Raw genomic sequence first — 17,384 nt, forward strand, 5'->3', positions numbered from 1 at the left:
TCAACGGTCTAATATCGATTTATTTGTAATTTGTAATTAAAAAAACATCTCAGCTTCCAATAAAATTCCTTATAATGTGAATCCCTTCCGGGGTGAGTATCGATTCGGGATGGAACTGCACACCATGCAAATCAAGCCGCTTATGCTTCATCGCCATAATACTGCCCGCCTCATCCAATGCGGTGATCTCTAATTCTGGAGGAAAATTCTCTCCCGATACGATCCATGAGTGATAGCGTCCCACAAGGATCTCCTCCGGCAAGCCGTGAAAGAGATAATCATTTCCGGTGATCTTTGCCCTTGTCTGTACACCATGAAAGACAAACGGAATATTTTCCAATGTAGCGCCGAAAACCACTCCGATAGCCTGATGGCCGAGACATACACCTAATATGCTCTTCGTTTCGGCATATTGTTCAATCAATGGCAGTAACAAACCCGCCTCTTCAGGGATACCGGGGCCAGGGGAAAGGATAATCTTGTCATACTGTGCTACCGATGAAAGATCGATCTTGTCGTTACGCACCACATCCACATCATTATAACCTAATGATTTTACTGCATGGAGCAGGTTGTAGGTGAACGAATCGTAGTTATCGAGAATAAGTATCTTACTCATTGCAAAAAAGTTTAGGCGTTATACAATGTGACCGCCATATCGATGGCTTTTTTCAGTGCTCCCAGCTTACTATTCACTTCGCGTAACTCATATTCGTCACTACTTTGTGAAACAACACCCGCACCGGCCTGATACCATAACTCGTTGTTTCTGCTTACAAAAGTACGGATAGTGATAGCCTGGTTCAGATCACCATTCAGTCCGACGAAACCGATACATCCACCGTAAGCGCCACGGTTGTGCGACTCAATCCCGGAGATAAGCTGCATGGCACGTATCTTGGGCGCTCCCGAGAGTGTTCCGGCCGGAAAAGTATCAAAAAAGGCTTTGATAGGATCAGCATCCTCGTTAAGCTGACCACTCACGCGTGATACTAAGTGTATTACATGCGAATAGAATTGTGGTTCCTTGAAAAAATCGACCTGCACATCGTAGGCATTCCTACTCAGATCGTTACGCGCCAGATCGACGAGCATCACATGTTCGGCATTTTCTTTCGGGTCATTCAACAGAAAATCCACCGATTTCATATCTTCCTGATAATTGCCGGTCCGCTTTGTAGTTCCCGCAATCGGGTCGATACTGATACGTGATCCGCGGATCTTGCAATGTGTCTCGGGCGATGATCCGAAGATACGGAATCCGCCGAAATCAAAATAGAAGAGATAGGGCGAAGGATTGATGGAACGCAGTGCCCGGTATACCTTGAAGTCGTCACCCGAAAAAGGTTGTATGAATCTCCTTGAAAGTACTATCTGGAAAATATCGCCGCGAAGGCAATGCTCTACTCCGCTGCGTACATACTGCTTGTATTCCTCGTCGGTAATAGTACTCCGCTCCGCTCCTTCTGTAAAGAAGTTGTAGGTGGCAAAATTGCGCTGATTGATCAGCGACTCCACCTTGAAGAGGTTGCTTATTTCCCCTTCTTCCAATAATTCTATCAGGGTAATTTCATCGGTAAAATGGTTGAATACCAACAGGTACTTATAGAGGATATAAAGCATATCAGGGGCATCATTCCTTGCCTCTTTACTTTCACGGACAGGGATATTCTCGGTATATTTCACGCAATTGAATGTAGTATAGCCGAACAGTCCGCACTGCTCTTTATTGTCGCCCGCCACCTCAAAGCGGTCAATAAAATTGCTTAGCGCATCAGAGATGGTAAAATCGCCTGACAGCGGCTTTTGCTCCTCTTTATCGTCCGGAGACAGGAATGTACATATCCCTCTGTTCACCTCTACCCGTGCGATTGGCTTCAATGCGATATAGGATACGCTGTTCTCATTGGCGTGAAAATCAGAACTCTCCAGAAGCGCCGACTGGGGGTAAGCATCTCTTACTTTGAGGTAAATACTGACCGGCGTATGCAGGTCACCCATTATCTTCTTACTATTGGTTTGGAATTTTAATTTCATAAATTTTTTAGACATAAGAGCCAAGAATCAAGACACAAGACTTTTGATTTAGGATATGCCTCATACCGATCCATTGGTAATTAATAATTAGTAATTGGTAATTAAAAACACTTCTAACTTCCAACTTCAGTACTTAAAATAAGTCTCCAGATCTTTTTCTCCTCTTCCCGAGAGTGTCAACACCACAATATCGGCGGGAGAGAATGTAACCTTTTCGAGTGCCGCCAACGCATGGGCTGATTCCAGCGCGGGAATAATCCCTTCGTTCCGGGTAAGATCAAAAGCAGCCTGGAGTGCTTCATCGTCGTTGATGGCCAACACCTGTGCACGCCCTGTCGATGCAAGATGGGCATGTATAGGCCCGATACCGGGATAATCCAGTCCGGCAGAGATTGAATAAGGTTCAGTAATCTGTCCGTCTTCGGTCTGCATCAGAAGTGTCCTGCAACCATGAAGCACGCCCACACTTCCCAGATAGATGGTCGCTGCCGATTCGCCGCTGTCAACTCCCCTTCCACCTGCTTCCGCCAGCACAATACGTACCCTCTCGTCATTGAGATAATGATAGATAGTTCCTGCCGCATTGCTTCCTCCGCCGACACAGGCAAAGAGATAATCGGGATAATCGCGGCCCTCTTCCCGGGCAAGTTGTTCTTTTATCTCACGACTAATGACCGACTGTAGCCTTGCAACCAGATCCGGATACGGATCCGGGCCTATCGTCGATCCAATGATATAATGGGTATCACCCGGATGGGTACACCAGTCACGTATCGCTTCATTAGTGGCATCTTTTAACGTCATATTACCTGAAGTGACCGGCACAACTGTCGCCCTCAGCATCTCCATCTTTTTCACGTTCACCTGCTGGCGCTCCACATCGGTCTTGCCCATATAGACAGTACAGGGCATTTGCATCAGTGCGCAGACAGTCGCTGTAGCTACACCATGTTGTCCTGCTCCCGTCTCAGCAATAATACGTGTTTTACCCATTTCACGGGCAATCAATATCTGTCCGACCGTATTGTTGATCTTGTGCGCTCCTGTATGGTTGAGATCTTCACGCTTCAGATATATTTTGCAGCCATACCGCCCGGAAAGTTGTTTCGAATGGTATAGCGGAGAGGGACGTCCCACGTAATCACGGAGCAACTGTGCATAATCCTGCCGGAAGCGTTCGCTTTCCATAATGCGGAGGTACGACTCTTTCAAATCGGTCACACATTTGTGCAGGATCTCGGGGATGTACGCTCCGCCGAACTCACCGTAATACCCCTTTTCGTCAATTGCATAATTTTGCATATATCAAATTGTTTAATTATTTTCCAAACTGCTATCCGGTTGGTGATCGTATAATGGGACTTATTCCGCCTCCCCATTCATTTCACTATGAAAACCGGCTCTATTATGAAAAAAGCCTGTCGCAGGATTGCGACAGGCTTTTTATATTTCTGATTCACTATAAACGCATGATGCTCTTCCTTACGACTTTGAGAGTTGTAAGTAGCGCCACCAATATCCGTTTAATAATGAATTGTTCATTTTCCTATGAATTTTGTTTGCAAAGAAAAGTGTTTTATGATTATGATGCAATTATTTTTTCGTTTTTAACATTAATCATAGGCTAAACAACCATACAATATTCACAATCAACACGTATCTTATTGCAACTAAAAAATAATATTTTAGTTGCAATAAATATTATTTTTATATCTTTGTGAAGTGAGTAGAAAAGAAAAAATAGTGAAACGTCTTTTAGCTTCACCCAAAGATTTTTCTTTTGATGAAGCGGTCACCTTATTGAAATTAATGGGATTTGATGAGGTGAAGACAGGAAAAACAAGTGGTTCAAGAGTGAGATTTCGGAATGGGTTATTAGGCAAAGAATTTAAAATGCACAAGCCTCATCCCGATAAAACTTTAAAACAATATCAGTTGAACGATATAAAAACTTTACTTCGAGACTGTAACTTAATTAATTAAAAAATGAAAGCAATAAATATTGACACATTGGAATATAAAGGATACACCGGTACGGTAGAGTTTAGCGTACCGGATAAATGTTTTCACGGACGAGTATTGGGTATAACTCACTTGTTTACTTACGAAGGCAACACTTTTGATGAACTGGAAGAAGACTTCAAGGGATGTATAGATGATTATCTATTCGATTGCGAACAAGAGGGAGTGAAACCGCAAAAACCGTTTAGCGGAACACTGAATATCCGTATAGGATCAGAATTACACAAAAACATCGCCCTTGAAGCAAGAAAAAAAGGAGAAACCCTGAATAGTTTTATAAAAAAAGCCTTACAAAAAGTGATGTTGTAATTTTCCACTTGAGGAATGAGAGCGGACTAAAGACTATTTCATTTCAGCTAAAACCAATTTAATCCAGTTCGAAAGTGAATTCGTCATGAGGTTCGGTTCTCCACGCATATTTCTGGGTAGTAGGAGAGATCGCGAACAAAGGTGAGAATGTTTTTACCTTCACGGTTTTTCCATCCGGCAGAAATTCGAGGATACGCAGCCAGCCGTCGCCACCGTTACCATGCCACCCTCCACCAAGGGCCTGGGCATTGAACACCATCTGGCTTACCTTTTTTCCTCCGGCATTTTCATCTACCCTGAAAGCGATGTGGCCTTTCGGATCGTCGGGAATTCCAATATGACCGGCAAAAACCATCTGGATATTCTTCGAGGGTTGCACTAATTTCTGCCATATGGCTTCTCCGTAGTTAGGATCGGGAATCTTATAATTCTCATGTACGATATGATTGTTGTTACTATCCATATAGGAATGCGTGAGAAGGATCACGGTATGATCCGTATACTGCTCTTTTTCAATTACACCTTTCGCCCATTCCAACGCTTCGTCACGCGGTGCAAATTCCAGTACGAGTACCAGAAACTTCCTTCCATGCGGACTGACAAACTCGTAAGCTGCATTTGCCAGTGTAGGTCTCCCTTCAGCATTCATTCCCACCTCACGGAGCATCTTCTGATTCAACCGGTTCTTATTAGGCGGAAAATATTTGTCGAAATGAGTATAACGGTTTTCCGCATTCACAATACCATAATCATGATTACCGATGGTCAGGATATAGGGCAGTTGTCCGTCTAAACGCCCGAAAGCCGAAGATACGGCTCCCCATTGGGATACACTGGCTTGGTTGGCTTTTTTCCCGTCGGGGTTGAACAGATCGTTCTGTTCAACCAGATCTCCGGTACACAATACCATTTCTATGTTCAATGGCTCTATATTATTCGTCACCCAAGCCAGCATCAGATCTAAAATAGGCTGATTGTAATCGAATTTCATATAGGTCTGCACATCGGGAAGAAGGACAAGGCTCCATGAATCTTCATCGCTCAGCGACGGTTTTACATAATCGTCTTGCTGAGCCGGAAGTGTATAACATAATACGGAGGCGACTAAAAGGAGTAACAATGATTTTCTACGCATGATTATTCAGTTTATTAATTAAATGAAACATTTGATAGGGAGCACACTCTATATTTTACAAATATAATGAAAGATGGGAGAAAAGCCAAAACACATCTTATATCCAGAAAATATAGCACAATTAAGCAACAATAATTTCAAAGTTTGCGGAAAACAAAGATTTCTTGTAATTTCGCTGTATATTTCAAATTCAAGATTTCAAATTCAAGATTCAAGATTTCAGGACCAAGAACCAAGACTTTGTAAGTGAAAAATGAATTTTCTTATTCTTCACTTCTTGGACTTCTCCACTTCCGACTTCTTATTCTAACTTCTAATTTCTGAGTTTTAACTTCTAACTTCTATCAATTTATGCATTTTACATCTTTCCGGAAACCCTGTTATCTTCTCTTTTTTATCTTTATAAGTACGGTGGTATTTGCCCAGAAGAAACCTCTTGACCATTCGGTATATGACGACTGGAAAAGTCTACAGAATATATCCCTGAGTGACGACGGACGTTTTGCCGCCACCATTATCAGTCCGCAGGAAGGAGACAGCGTTCTTTTTCTTCACGACCTGAACAGCAGCCGGTCGCTGACAGTGAAAGGGGTAAACAGGTTCACACTTTCACCCGATGGAAGATATACAGTAGGATTGATAAAAGCACCTTTTGCCGAAAGACGGGATGCACGCATAAAAAAGAAAAAAGCGGACGAAATGCCGGAAGACTCGCTGGTTATAATCCGTAATAATTCTTTCGATATTGAAAAAATAACCGGAGTAAAATCGTTCAAAACCTCAGAAAAGGAAATTTCACATATTGCTTACATTATTACCCAGAAAGCCGACACGACCGACAAAAAGAATAAATCGACCAAACCGAAAGAACTGCTGGTAATCCGGAATATATCTACCCAGCATGAAGATACTATTCCAAACGCAAAAGAACACCTGTTCAGCAAATTCGGCAACTCACTGGCAATTATCATTGAACCGGATAAAAAAGACTCGACCGATACACCCGGCGTCCTGTTTTATGATCTGAAGAAAAATATTTCAACACGTATATCCAACGAAAGAGCGGAATATAAATCGCTCGCCTTTGATGAGAACGGAGAACAACTCCTCTATCTGGCGACAAAAGACACCTCGAAAATCGATCAAAAAGTGTTCGATGTCCGCTATTTCCGGAATGGAAACGATTCTGCAGTTGTCCTTGCGGACAGAAACGCTTCAGGGCTTCCCGAAAAATGGATTTTCTCTGAATTCTCTGCTCCCCGATTCAGCAAAAACGGAGAACGGGTGATCCTCGGCGCAGCCCCACAGCAGGCACCCAAAGATACCACTATCGTAGAATTCGAAACGGCGGCACTCGACATCTGGCACTGGCAGGAACCACTGATCCAACCTCAACAGTTGGTGGAATTAAAAAACAAGCAACGTCAAACTTATACGGGAATAATCCTGCCCCATCAACCCAATCGGTTTATCCCCATCGCCAATGAAGAAATGCCTTTCTGTAATATTTCGGATGAGGGAAACGGCCGTTTTGCATTGCTCTGGTCTAATGAACCTTACCAACTCGAAAGCCAGTGGGATATCTCTTCCAAAAACGATACCTGGGTGTGGGACTCCCGCACAGGACAACTACAAACCGTGGCCACCCCCCTGCCGGGAAGGCCCATGATCTCGCCACAGGGAAATTTTGTCTACTGGTGGGATGCTGCCGAACGTCAGTGGTTCGTATATGATAACCGGGATAGATCTACCAGGAATATTACCGGGGATATTCCCGTCAACTTCTGGGATGAGAAGAACGATGTGCCTTCCATGCCCGGTTCCTACGGAATTGCAGCATGGATGGAAAACGATGAGTATATCCTGATCAACGACGCGTTCGACATCTGGAAAATAGACCCCAAAGGAGAGAAAAAACCGGAGAACTTCACCGGTCATGCAGGACGGAACGATTCCATCAGGTTGCGGTACGTCAATACCGACCCGGAAAAGCGGTTTATCAAACCCAACGACCTGCTTCTCCTCTCGGCATTCGATCACATAACCAAACAATCGGGTTATTATACCCTCGCACAAAAAGGGCGCAATCCACTAAAAAAAAGAACAATGGATGCATTTTCGTTTTCATCCGTCACGAAAGCGAAAGACAAAGAGGTGTATGCGTTCCAGAAGAGTAATTTCCATACTTCGCCCGACCTGCACGTCACTCATAATCTCTGGCAATCGACCGAAAAGCTGACCGATATTAATCCGCAAATGCGGGATTATAACTGGGGAACAGCCGAACTCTTCTCCTGGACCTCATTTACAGGCAAACCTCATCAAGGGATCGTATACAAACCGGAAAACTTCGATCCCGCAAAGAAATATCCGGTAATGATCTATTTTTATGAGCAGCATTCCGATAACCTTTACAGCTACTTTGCCCCGGCACCCAGTCGATCCACGATTAATATTCCTTTTTTCGTAAGTCGCGGATACGTTGTTTTCACACCCGATATCCACTACACGACAGGTCAGCCGGGAATGGATGCATACAATTCGGTAGTTGCCGGTGCTGAGGCGCTGGCCGAAAACAGTTGGGTGGACAAAGAGAATATGGCCATACAAGGGCAAAGCTGGGGTGGGTACCAGGTCGCTTATTTAGTGACAAGAACCGATATGTTCAAAGCAGCCGGAGCAGGCGCCCCGGTAGCAAATATGACCAGTGCCTACGGTGGGATCCGCTGGGAATCAGGTCGCAGTCGCCAGTTCCAGTATGAGCAAACCCAATCACGTATCGGAGTGCCTATGAGCGATTCACTCCATCTCTATATCGAGAACTCACCTGTTTTTTATGCCGAAAAGGTCAACACTCCCTTACTGATCATGCATAACGACAAAGACGGAGCAGTCCCCTGGTACCAGGGTATCGAATACTTCATGGCATTGCGCCGCCTGGGAAAACCCGCCTGGATGCTGCAATACAATAACGAAGCGCACAATCTGAAGGAACGTCGCAATGCGAAAGATCTCTCTATCCGTCTGCAGCAGTTCTTCGACCATTATCTGAAAGGTGATCCGGCGCCTGTCTGGATGACAAAAGGTGTTCCCGCTACGGAGAAGGGTAAAACGTGGGGGTATGAGGTTGAAAAGTGAAGAATGAAGAATGAAGAATGAAGAGTGAAGAATGTGACAAGGAGATGGGAGGACGAGGAGATTGAGGAACTGGGAGAATTGGGAGAGGTGTCAATTAAAAAATATTGATAACTGCTGAAAAAGATGTTTGATGAAGTAAAGGAACTGCATGCGCTAAAAGGTGGATCCGACAAAGCTTTCGAGACTATCTACAGACGATATTCCGGAAAGCTTTATAACTTCATTATGACAATTTCTCACGGTGACCGTTATATGGCGGAGGAGGTCGTGCAATCCACCTTCATCAAATTATGGGAAGTGCGGGAACAGATCGAACCGGAAAGGTCGATCCTTTCATATCTCTCAACCATCGCGAAAAATATGCTGATGAATAAATACCAGCGCCAAACAGTAGAATTTCTCTATCAGCAACTGCTATTGAAAGAACAGCCCGCCTATGATACCGCTACCGAAAAAGAAACCGACCGCAAATGGCTCGAGGATTATGTGGATGAGCTAATCGAACAATTGCCCCCGTCACGCAAAAAAATCTTTATTTTGAGCAGGAAAAAAGAGTTATCGACAAAAGAGATCGCGGAAATCATGCAGATATCCGTAAGTACCGTCGAAACACAACTTTCGCTGGCGACAAAATTCATCCGGAAACAGTTCGAAAAAAATTACGACAAACTATTCCTCTTATCGATGCTCTTCATCAATTTAACATAATTAATGATTGACGGATTAGTGGAAAACCGACTATAAACTGTATTTATAAACAGACAGACAAAAGAGATAATGAGAAAGAATCAACATATAGAGCTTTTTGAAAGATACCTGCATAACGAGGCTTCGGAAGCGGAAGAGCAACTACTTGCCGAAATGCTCCGGCATGACCGGCAGATCCATTCTATTCTGGAAGATGGTTTGAGAAATGCCGATCCCGGGATGGACGAAGAAACGTCGAACCGTATGTATGAGCACATCCGCACCTTTATCCCTGTCAAAAAGAAACCACTCTTCGCCCAACCAATATGGAGAAGATCGCTGCGGTGGGCTGCTATTTTTGTCCTACCTCTTATCTCTGCGTTCTCTGTATATTTCCTGATGAACGGCAATATCGCAGGAAACGGAACTCCTGTAACCGTTACTGCCGGCAAGGGCGAAAAAGCGGAAATAACGCTCGCCGATGGCAGCCGGGTTTGGCTCAACTCCGGATCTTCACTCACCTATAATGAAACGTTCAGCCGCAAAGAACGTAATGTATATCTCACCGGTGAAGCCTATTTTGAAGTGACAAAAGATAAAAAACACCCGTTTACCGTCAAAACGAATGAAATGGACATTCAGGCATTGGGAACGGCTTTTAATGTAAGCGCCTATGATACCGAACAGTTCTTCTCATCAGTCTTACTTGAAGGAAAGGTGAAAGTATCAGCCTACGGACAAGAATATATATTGGAAGAGAATGAACGGGCAATATACGATAAAACTAATCACACTCTCACGACCGACAAAGTCTATGCTTCCGATTTCGTGGAATGGAAAAACGGCAACCTCTATTTCCAGAACCGCTCGTTTGAAGAAATAGCCAATACCCTTGCCCGTGTGTTCAACGTAGAAATTGGTTTCGTATCGGAAGAATTACGTCCCATACGATTCTCCGGCACATTGGGAGGAAGCAGTATCCGCAATACTTTGGATATCCTCTCGTTAACCTCCCCCATGCGTTACGAGATGAACGGGACTGTTATTGAACTATATTACGAGAAGTAATAATGCCCATGGGTGCCCCGCAAAATATCTAGAGTTCTCTGCTTTAGTTGTAATAACACGACTTTCAAAATTTAAGTTGAATATAATTACCAGAGTTTTTATCGTTAAAAAAACCTAACAAACGCTAATCGGTTAGCGGTTTTATTTCACTCTTTTGTATTCTAAGTAGCAGGGTAAAGAATTGGTCATCCATTTTTATCCGGCTACCTAAAACAATATTTATTAAATCTATTTATTTATGGGGAAAAGACGATTTTTGAAGAAATATCCTTTTGCAAAGCTCTCCATGCTTTTGCTCTTATGGATAGTAGCAGGTCAGCTATTCGCACAAATTACCGTGAATGTGCAGAATAGACCACTGCGTGAGGCATTAAAAGAGATTGAAAAAGTAAGCAGTTACAAATTTTTTTACAATGAATCCCTTGCCGGGCTGGAAAAGCAGATCAACCTTCAGCTCACCAATTCAAGTATCGATGCCGCTATGCAACAATTACTATCGGGCACCGATATCGAATACAGGCAAAATGAAAACAACATCATTGTATTGGTAAAAAAGGGTGACGGAAGTAGCCAAGACCTGCCATCCGCCACAACACAGCAAAACAGGGTGACTGTAAAAGGAAGGATCATGGATGAGATCGGTGAGCCAATTATCGGTGCCAATATCATTGAGGAGGGTGTCCCCGGTAACGGGACTGTCAGCGACTATGACGGAGGTTTCTCGTTGAATGTCACACGTAATGCCAAGCTGAAAATCAGCTATCTCGGATATGGCGATGTTATCCTCAACACAAGCGACAGAACCACTTTCGATGTGGTGATGCAGGAAAATACAGCCATGCTCAGCGAAGTGGTGGTCACCGCACTCGGTATCAAACGTGAGGAGAAAGCGCTGGGATATTCTGTCCAGTCGGTTGCCGGAGACGGTTTACAGACGGTAAAGGGTGTCGATGTGGGAACTTCATTGACCGGTAAGGTAGCCGGCCTGCTTGTCCGCAACAGCACCGAATTTGCGGAAGCTCCCTCTATCCAGATCCGTGGGGAAGAGCCGCTCCTCGTTATTGACGGTGTACCCTACGCCAATATGACATTACGTGACGTGCCTTCGGACGACATAGAGAGCCTCAGCGTATTAAAAGGAGCCACCGCCTCTGCCCTATATGGTTACAGAGGATCAAGCGGAGCTATCATGGTAACCACTAAAAAAGGATTATCCGCCACAGGCCTTTCTGTCCAGGTCAATTCAGGCACAATGTTCGCTGCAGGCCATTTGGCTATTCCCGAGTTACAATCCGATTTTGGCCGTGTCGTTCGGACCAATGCAGAGGGAAAAGCGGAATATGTCCGTACCGGCGACGGTTCGTGGGGCGCACCTTTAGACGGACGGGAGGTCATCCAATGGGATCCCGTATCGAAAACAATGAGACCGATGCCCTATCTTCCTATCGGAAAGGATAACTTCAGGAATTTCCTTGAAACAGGGTATATCCTGAATAACAACGTCAGCATCGCGCAACAGGGTGAATACGGAAGTTTCCGCACATCTGCCACATGGATCAACAATAAGGGACAATATCCTAATTCAATCTATAACAAACTGACATTCGGTTTGGGCGGTGACATGAAAATCGACAAGTTCCTCCTGGCAGCATCGATGACCTACAATAAGCAGTCCACACCCAACACCGGATTCAGTGGATATACGGGTTATGATCCCATGTACTCGCTCCTCATTTGGTCTGCTCCCGATTGGGACTTAAGGCAATACAAAGACTATTGGCTCATTCCCAATGAGGTGCAAAACAACAGTTACACGGCCGGCAATAACAATCCCTATTTCGACAGATACGAAAGGACGCGCAGCAGCAACAGGGACATCTTTAACGGGTCTGTTTCCATCGACTACAACTTTAACGATTGGCTCAAAGCAACAGCACGGACCGGGTTCGATATATACAGCGATAAAAAGGAAATAACCGTTTCAAAAGGGTCATTTCAGGGTGCGGGGAGTGCGACAGTGTTAAACGGTGGAACCGAGATTTGGGGAGAGTCCCAGAGAGGATCATTCAATACCGGTCTCGGAAGAGGATATAGTGTGAATAACGACCTGTTGATATCGGCCGATAAATCGCTCGGTGATTTCCGCCTTGAAAGTTTTATCGGGGGAACTATCTATTACAGACAGGATGACGGTATTGAAGCCCGCACCCAGGGAGGATTGACCATCCCCGCTTTCTATTCGTTGAAAGCATCCGTCAATCCGGCGGCTGTGAGATCTGTCATTTACAGGCAACAGGTAAACAGTTTATACGGAAGAGTAGGTTTCTCATGGAAGAGTATGGTGTATGCGGAAGCAACATTGCGTAACGACTGGAGTTCGACACTCTCCGAATCGACCCGTTCATACCTCTATCCTTCGGTTTCGGGTAGCTTCATCGCTTCGGAACTGCTGGCTGATTACAACTGGCTTTCATTATGGAAATTAAGGGGATCGTGGACTTCATCCAAAACACCGGCCGGAATATATGCCATCAATTCGGTCTACTCCATCACATCCAATGCGTGGGGTGATTTAAGTTCCGCCGCCTTCCCGACATCGATAAAAGGAACAGATGTACGTCCCGAATCAGCATCAACATTTGAAGTGGGAACCGCCATCAACATCTTCAACAACAGGGCCTCACTCGACGTCTCTTACTATCAGAAGAGAATGTATGATTTCCTCCGGTCGGCAGCCATCAGTCCTGCTTCGGGTTATACATCCAATTTTATCAATATTGACGAAGAGATTACCCGGAAAGGTGTGGAGATCGCGGCCAATGTGACTCCCGTAAAAACAAAAGACCTTCAATGGGATGTAGCACTGAACTGGTCTAAATATGCCCGATATTATACACAGATCGACTCGGTGCATTCCACCGACAAACCGTGGGTGGCCGTAGGAAAAAGGGCGGATCATTATATATTGAACGACTACCAGAGAGATCCGCAAGGAAACATCATCCACAACAACGGTTTACCGTTATATAACTCCTTCACATCACTGTATGGCTATGCCGATCCCGATTGGATTTGGGGCATAGGAACCTCTCTCCGGTACAAGGATTTCACCCTCGGAATCGCACTTGACGGACGTGTGGGCGGAATCGCGCAGACTACCACTGAAATGTATATGTGGAGGGCCGGTTCACATCCCAATTCTGTGGTACCGGAAAGGTTCCTCGATGCAAACAATCCCGGGACCGGTAATTATACCGGACAGGGAGTAAAGGTCGTATCCGGGGAAGCGACTTATGATACTTACGGAAATATCACCAGCGATACAAGGGTCTATGCTCCCAATGATGTGGCGGTAACCTATCAAAGTTACCTGAACGCCTACCATAAGGGTACGGCCTGGGGCGGCTCCCCCTCTCCGGTGGATGCCTATTCGACCACCTTCTTCAAGTTAAGGGAAATCTCTTTGACATACGACTTACCAAGAAATGTAAGCAGTAAGTTCAGGGCAAAAAGTGCGTCCATATCGGCTATCGGGCAAAATGTATTTCTGTGGGCCAAGCAGTTCAAATACTCCGATCCCGATGGCGGTTATGAGAACTTCAGCGATCCCTCGATCCGTTACTTAGGATTCAACTTAAAAGTGGTATTTTAATAAGCAATAAACCATATTTTAAAGAAACAGTATATGAAACGATTCAATAAATATATAACCCGCACGGGGGTTTCTATTTTGTCATTATTACTGCTTTTCGGCTGTAACAATTTTGACGAAATAAATACTAATCCCGATGACACGACCACAGTCAGTGCTTCGCTATTGGCCACCAACGTGATATTGCGTTATACCAGGTTTTCCGGAAGAGACGCCAAAGTAATGATTGGAGATAACGCGCTTCCCAAATACGTGGGATACGCCAATGAAGGGCAAATGGATCAGCAGTACAACAAAATCGGAGGAGGTGATTTTGGCCCGATGACCATACTGCCCAATATTGAAAAGATGATTGAATATGCAGAAGGAGGTATCATGGAGGATTCCTACAAGGGCCTCGGCGCTTTCGCCAAAGCATATACCTTCTACCGGCTTACCATGGAAATGGGAGATATCCCTTATAGTGACGCCGGACAAGGGGCACAAGGTATTTACAAAGTAAAATATGATCCGCAGGAGCAGGTATTGAAAGGCGTGTTGGACGAACTCCGGGCGGCAGATCAATATTTTGCGAACGGAACCATTTTTCAGGGAGATCCCACTCCTTACAACGGTAATCCGGTCAAATGGAGGAAAGCGGTCAACTCTTTTGCACTTAAAGTATTGATGTCTGTAAGCGACAAGGAGTCCATAGGCGGTATCAATGTGAGTTCCCGGTTCGCAGAAATTGTTTCAGCAGGAAATCTTATGGATGCTTCCACCGGATTTTACGGGCTTGCCTACTCTTCCCAAAACAGGCATCCTCTTTCCGGTACGAACGATCTTTTTACCAGCCGGACTATCCTCAGCTCCCTGATGATAGACAACCTGAAGCTACTGAATGACAGAAGGATGTATTATTTCGCCGAGCCGGCAGGAGCACTTATTGCAGATGGATATGGAGCATCCGATCCGGCAGCATACAGGGGTGTCGACGTAGAGATCGCGTATGCCCAAATGAATGCAGGGCACAGCGCCAACCTCTACTCACTGATCAATAAAAGATACCTGCAAGAAGAAGCTTCCGAACCATTGAGGCTTATCACTTTTGCCGAACAGGAGTTGATCCTGGCAGAAGCCGTGCTGAAAGGATGGATATCCGGAGATGCCAAAGCCTATTATGAATCGGGAGTGAAAGCTGCATTGACCGATGTAATGACACAAGCCAACGGCAACGCTGCACATGGCATGCCAATCACGCAGGAATATATCGACGCCTATTTCACCGGTGAAGCGGCGTTCAAATCTACGCTCGATGATCAATTGAAACAGATCTGGATGCAACGTTATATCCTCCAGTTCATGCAAGATCCGAAAAGCAGCTATTTTGAATACCGCCGCAATCAATACCCGGAATTCCCCGTCAATCCGGAAACCAGCCTGAATGAGAACAACAAAAATGGCATTCCCATGCGTTGGCTCTACCCGGCAAGTGAAGCAAGTCATAACAGGGAAAATCTGGAAGAGGCATTGAACCGTCAATACGACGGATATGATGAAATAAACAAAATCATGTGGATTTTGAAATAAACATTTAACTTTGATCGCTTGTTTTAAGAATTGTTCCTGAGCAATTTCAGGGATAACTTCAAAACAAGCGATTTTTTCACCATTATATGATAACCATTATACGATATTTAATGACAAACAAATTACTCTCTTTTATCCTTTTGGCTCCCTTTTTTATTGCCTGCGCCAATAAAAAAGTCGATACGCCCGATTACCAGACTATTATCACCCCTACCGGGACATGGGAACTGGTCTGGAATGATGAATTCAATTACACGGGACTATCCGACTCCACGAAATGGAGCTACGACACCGAAGGCAACAAATGGGATTGGGGCAACAACGAGTTGCAGCACTATACTGCTTACGATTCCCTCAATGCCTATGTGCATGATGGCCTGCTGACCATCACAGCCCGCATCGACAGCATGGGTGGTAAACGCTACACCTCTGCACGTCTTATCACCAAAGGGAAAGGAGATTGGCTTTACGGCCGTTTCGAGATCAGGGCAAAACTTCCCACCGGAGTGGGTACATGGCCTGCTATCTGGATGCTTCCCACCGATAATGTATATGGTGGATGGCCCGACAGCGGTGAAATAGATATTATGGAAAATGTGGGCTATGACCCCGATACTATTGTCAGTACGGCACATACCAAAAGTTACAACCATGTGCTGGGGACTCAAACAAGCGGATACATAGAGGTTCCCACCTGTCATTCCGCTTTTCACACCTATATCCTTGAATGGGAAGAGGACGAGTACCGTGTCTATGTAGATGACCAGCCGCAACATTACACCTTCAGGAACGAAGGCACCGGATTTGCCGAATGGCCTTTCGACCAGCGGTTTCATCTCCTGCTGAATCTTGCAATCGGAGGTAATTGGGGCGGACGGATGGGAGTCGATGACTCACTTTTCCCCCATCATTTTCAGATTGATTATGTAAGAGTATATCAAAAAGTCATTCCATGATACTGGGGGGGCGGTTAAAACCCTCTCTGCCGCATTGCTTCGAAGGTAAGCACGGCAGTAGATACCGAGACATTAAGTGAATCGATTTTCCCACGCATGGGAATCTTGATTCGCTTTGTTGCATTTTTAAGCCAGAAATCGGATAAACCCTCGGCTTCAGTGCCCATCACGATGGCCGAAGGATGTGTAAAGTCTGTTTGCTGATAGAACTCCGCGGCCTGCAGTTCCGCTGCAAATGAACGGATCTTATTAGCCTGCAGCCATACAAACGCCTCTTCGGAAGAGCAAATGGCCGTCTGTACGGTGAAAATCCCTCCCACACTCGAACGCACTACATTGGGATTATAGAGGTCGGTCTGCGGGTCACACACGATCACCGCATCCACCGCGGCAGCATCGGCAGTCCGGAGGATAGCACCTAGGTTACCCGGTTTCTCCACCGATTCAAGGAGTATAAGGAAAGGGTTGTGGGAAAGTATCAGGTCGCCCAGCCCATGCTGTTTCGGTTTGGCCAGCGCCACTATGCCGTCGGAATTCTCTCGGTAGGCAATCTTGGCAAAAACCGGCAGTGATATATCGAACACAATCTCTCCGGAAAGGGAATTGAGCAGGTCGGGGTATTTCGTCTTTTCGAACATCTCCCGGCAAACATACACTGCTTCGGGCCGGTAACCGCTCTGCAATGCCAGCGACAGTTCCCGTGCTCCTTCGATCATGAAAAGCTGCTGTTCTTTCCTTTCCTTACTTTTCGACAGCTTTACAATATTCTTTATTGCCGGATTCTGTAAGCTTGTAATCATCCCCTGTCCCC

General features: G+C 45.2%; 13 protein-coding genes. 8 read left to right on the plus strand and 5 right to left on the minus strand.

Annotated elements, in window-relative coordinates; all coding sequences use genetic code 11:
• Window positions 1-49: 49 nt before the first annotated feature.
• The 3 genes from U2P89_RS14750 to trpB form a co-directional block, all read right to left on the minus strand.
• Complete coding sequence (locus tag U2P89_RS14750; protein WP_019539440.1) at window positions 50-619, minus strand: anthranilate synthase component II; 570 nt, start codon at window positions 617-619, stop codon at window positions 50-52.
• Window positions 620-630: 11 nt separating this feature from the next.
• On the minus strand, window positions 631-2,037 hold the full coding sequence (locus tag U2P89_RS14755; protein WP_091904651.1) for an anthranilate synthase component I family protein: 1,407 nt from the start codon (window positions 2,035-2,037) through the stop codon (window positions 631-633).
• 126 nt (window positions 2,038-2,163) lie between these two features.
• The gene (trpB, locus tag U2P89_RS14760) at window positions 2,164-3,339 is read right to left on the minus strand and encodes a tryptophan synthase subunit beta (RefSeq protein ID WP_322191767.1); all 1,176 of its coding nucleotides are present in this window, start codon (window positions 3,337-3,339) and stop codon (window positions 2,164-2,166) included.
• A gap of 420 nt (window positions 3,340-3,759) precedes the next feature.
• On the opposite strand from trpB, the gene U2P89_RS14765 reads away from it, so the two are divergent.
• Window positions 3,760-4,020: a type II toxin-antitoxin system HicA family toxin gene (locus U2P89_RS14765; RefSeq protein WP_091904645.1), complete on the plus strand. Its 261-nt coding sequence runs from the start codon at window positions 3,760-3,762 to the stop codon at window positions 4,018-4,020.
• Window positions 4,021-4,023: 3 nt separating this feature from the next.
• Window positions 4,024-4,368 carry a type II toxin-antitoxin system HicB family antitoxin gene (locus U2P89_RS14770; protein ID WP_313380727.1) on the plus strand — a complete coding sequence of 115 codons (345 nt, stop codon included), beginning with the start codon at window positions 4,024-4,026 and terminating at the stop codon, window positions 4,366-4,368.
• A 58-nt stretch (window positions 4,369-4,426) separates the two neighbouring features.
• Here U2P89_RS14770 and U2P89_RS14775 read toward each other — a convergent pair whose 3' ends face one another.
• On the minus strand, window positions 4,427-5,503 hold the full coding sequence (locus U2P89_RS14775; protein ID WP_322191768.1) for a metallophosphoesterase: 1,077 nt from the start codon (window positions 5,501-5,503) through the stop codon (window positions 4,427-4,429).
• 351 nt (window positions 5,504-5,854) lie between these two features.
• Here U2P89_RS14775 and U2P89_RS14780 point away from each other — a divergent pair, with 351 nt between their 5' ends.
• From U2P89_RS14780 to U2P89_RS14805, 6 genes are all read left to right on the plus strand, one after another.
• Complete coding sequence (locus U2P89_RS14780) at window positions 5,855-8,641, plus strand: alpha/beta hydrolase family protein (protein WP_322191769.1); 2,787 nt, start codon at window positions 5,855-5,857, stop codon at window positions 8,639-8,641.
• A gap of 123 nt (window positions 8,642-8,764) precedes the next feature.
• Entirely contained in the window at window positions 8,765-9,349 is a 585-nt protein-coding gene (locus U2P89_RS14785) for an RNA polymerase sigma-70 factor (RefSeq protein WP_322191770.1), read from the plus strand.
• A 69-nt stretch (window positions 9,350-9,418) separates the two neighbouring features.
• Complete coding sequence (locus U2P89_RS14790) at window positions 9,419-10,396, plus strand: FecR family protein (protein ID WP_076928407.1); 978 nt, start codon at window positions 9,419-9,421, stop codon at window positions 10,394-10,396.
• 238 nt (window positions 10,397-10,634) lie between these two features.
• Window positions 10,635-14,048: a SusC/RagA family TonB-linked outer membrane protein gene (locus tag U2P89_RS14795; protein WP_322191771.1), complete on the plus strand. Its 3,414-nt coding sequence runs from the start codon at window positions 10,635-10,637 to the stop codon at window positions 14,046-14,048.
• Between the two features lie 33 nt (window positions 14,049-14,081).
• Window positions 14,082-15,617 (plus strand): SusD/RagB family nutrient-binding outer membrane lipoprotein, encoded by a 1,536-nt coding sequence (locus tag U2P89_RS14800; RefSeq protein ID WP_322191772.1) that lies wholly within the window; start codon window positions 14,082-14,084, stop codon window positions 15,615-15,617.
• Between the two features lie 110 nt (window positions 15,618-15,727).
• A complete protein-coding gene (locus tag U2P89_RS14805) occupies window positions 15,728-16,573 on the plus strand; it encodes a glycoside hydrolase family 16 protein (protein ID WP_313380717.1) in 846 nt (281 codons plus the stop codon).
• Between the two features lie 14 nt (window positions 16,574-16,587).
• Here the strand turns inward: U2P89_RS14805 and U2P89_RS14810 are convergent, their stop codons facing one another.
• Window positions 16,588-17,373: an RNA methyltransferase gene (locus tag U2P89_RS14810; protein ID WP_322191773.1), complete on the minus strand. Its 786-nt coding sequence runs from the start codon at window positions 17,371-17,373 to the stop codon at window positions 16,588-16,590.
• Window positions 17,374-17,384 lie beyond the last annotated feature (11 nt).

Origin of the sequence: Proteiniphilum sp. (assembly GCF_034331125.1) — a bacterium.
Lineage (GTDB): Bacteria > Bacteroidota > Bacteroidia > Bacteroidales > Dysgonomonadaceae > Proteiniphilum > Proteiniphilum saccharofermentans.

Bases quoted from the DNA above. Each gene is read 5' to 3' on its own strand.
- U2P89_RS14750 (WP_019539440.1), bottom strand. From the start codon at position 619: ATGAGTAAGATACTTATTCTCGATAACTACGATTCGTTCACCTACAAC.
- U2P89_RS14755 (WP_091904651.1), bottom strand. From the start codon at position 2,037: ATGAAATTAAAATTCCAAACCAATAGTAAGAAGATAATGGGTGACCTG.
- trpB (WP_322191767.1), bottom strand. From the start codon at position 3,339: ATGCAAAATTATGCAATTGACGAAAAGGGGTATTACGGTGAGTTCGGC.
- U2P89_RS14770 (WP_313380727.1), top strand. From the start codon at position 4,024: ATGAAAGCAATAAATATTGACACATTGGAATATAAAGGATACACCGGT.
- U2P89_RS14775 (WP_322191768.1), bottom strand. From the start codon at position 5,503: ATGCGTAGAAAATCATTGTTACTCCTTTTAGTCGCCTCCGTATTATGT.
- U2P89_RS14780 (WP_322191769.1), top strand. From the start codon at position 5,855: ATGCATTTTACATCTTTCCGGAAACCCTGTTATCTTCTCTTTTTTATC.
- U2P89_RS14785 (WP_322191770.1), top strand. From the start codon at position 8,765: ATGTTTGATGAAGTAAAGGAACTGCATGCGCTAAAAGGTGGATCCGAC.
- U2P89_RS14790 (WP_076928407.1), top strand. From the start codon at position 9,419: ATGAGAAAGAATCAACATATAGAGCTTTTTGAAAGATACCTGCATAAC.
- U2P89_RS14795 (WP_322191771.1), top strand. From the start codon at position 10,635: ATGGGGAAAAGACGATTTTTGAAGAAATATCCTTTTGCAAAGCTCTCC.
- U2P89_RS14800 (WP_322191772.1), top strand. From the start codon at position 14,082: ATGAAACGATTCAATAAATATATAACCCGCACGGGGGTTTCTATTTTG.
- U2P89_RS14805 (WP_313380717.1), top strand. From the start codon at position 15,728: ATGACAAACAAATTACTCTCTTTTATCCTTTTGGCTCCCTTTTTTATT.
- U2P89_RS14810 (WP_322191773.1), bottom strand. From the start codon at position 17,373: ATGATTACAAGCTTACAGAATCCGGCAATAAAGAATATTGTAAAGCTG.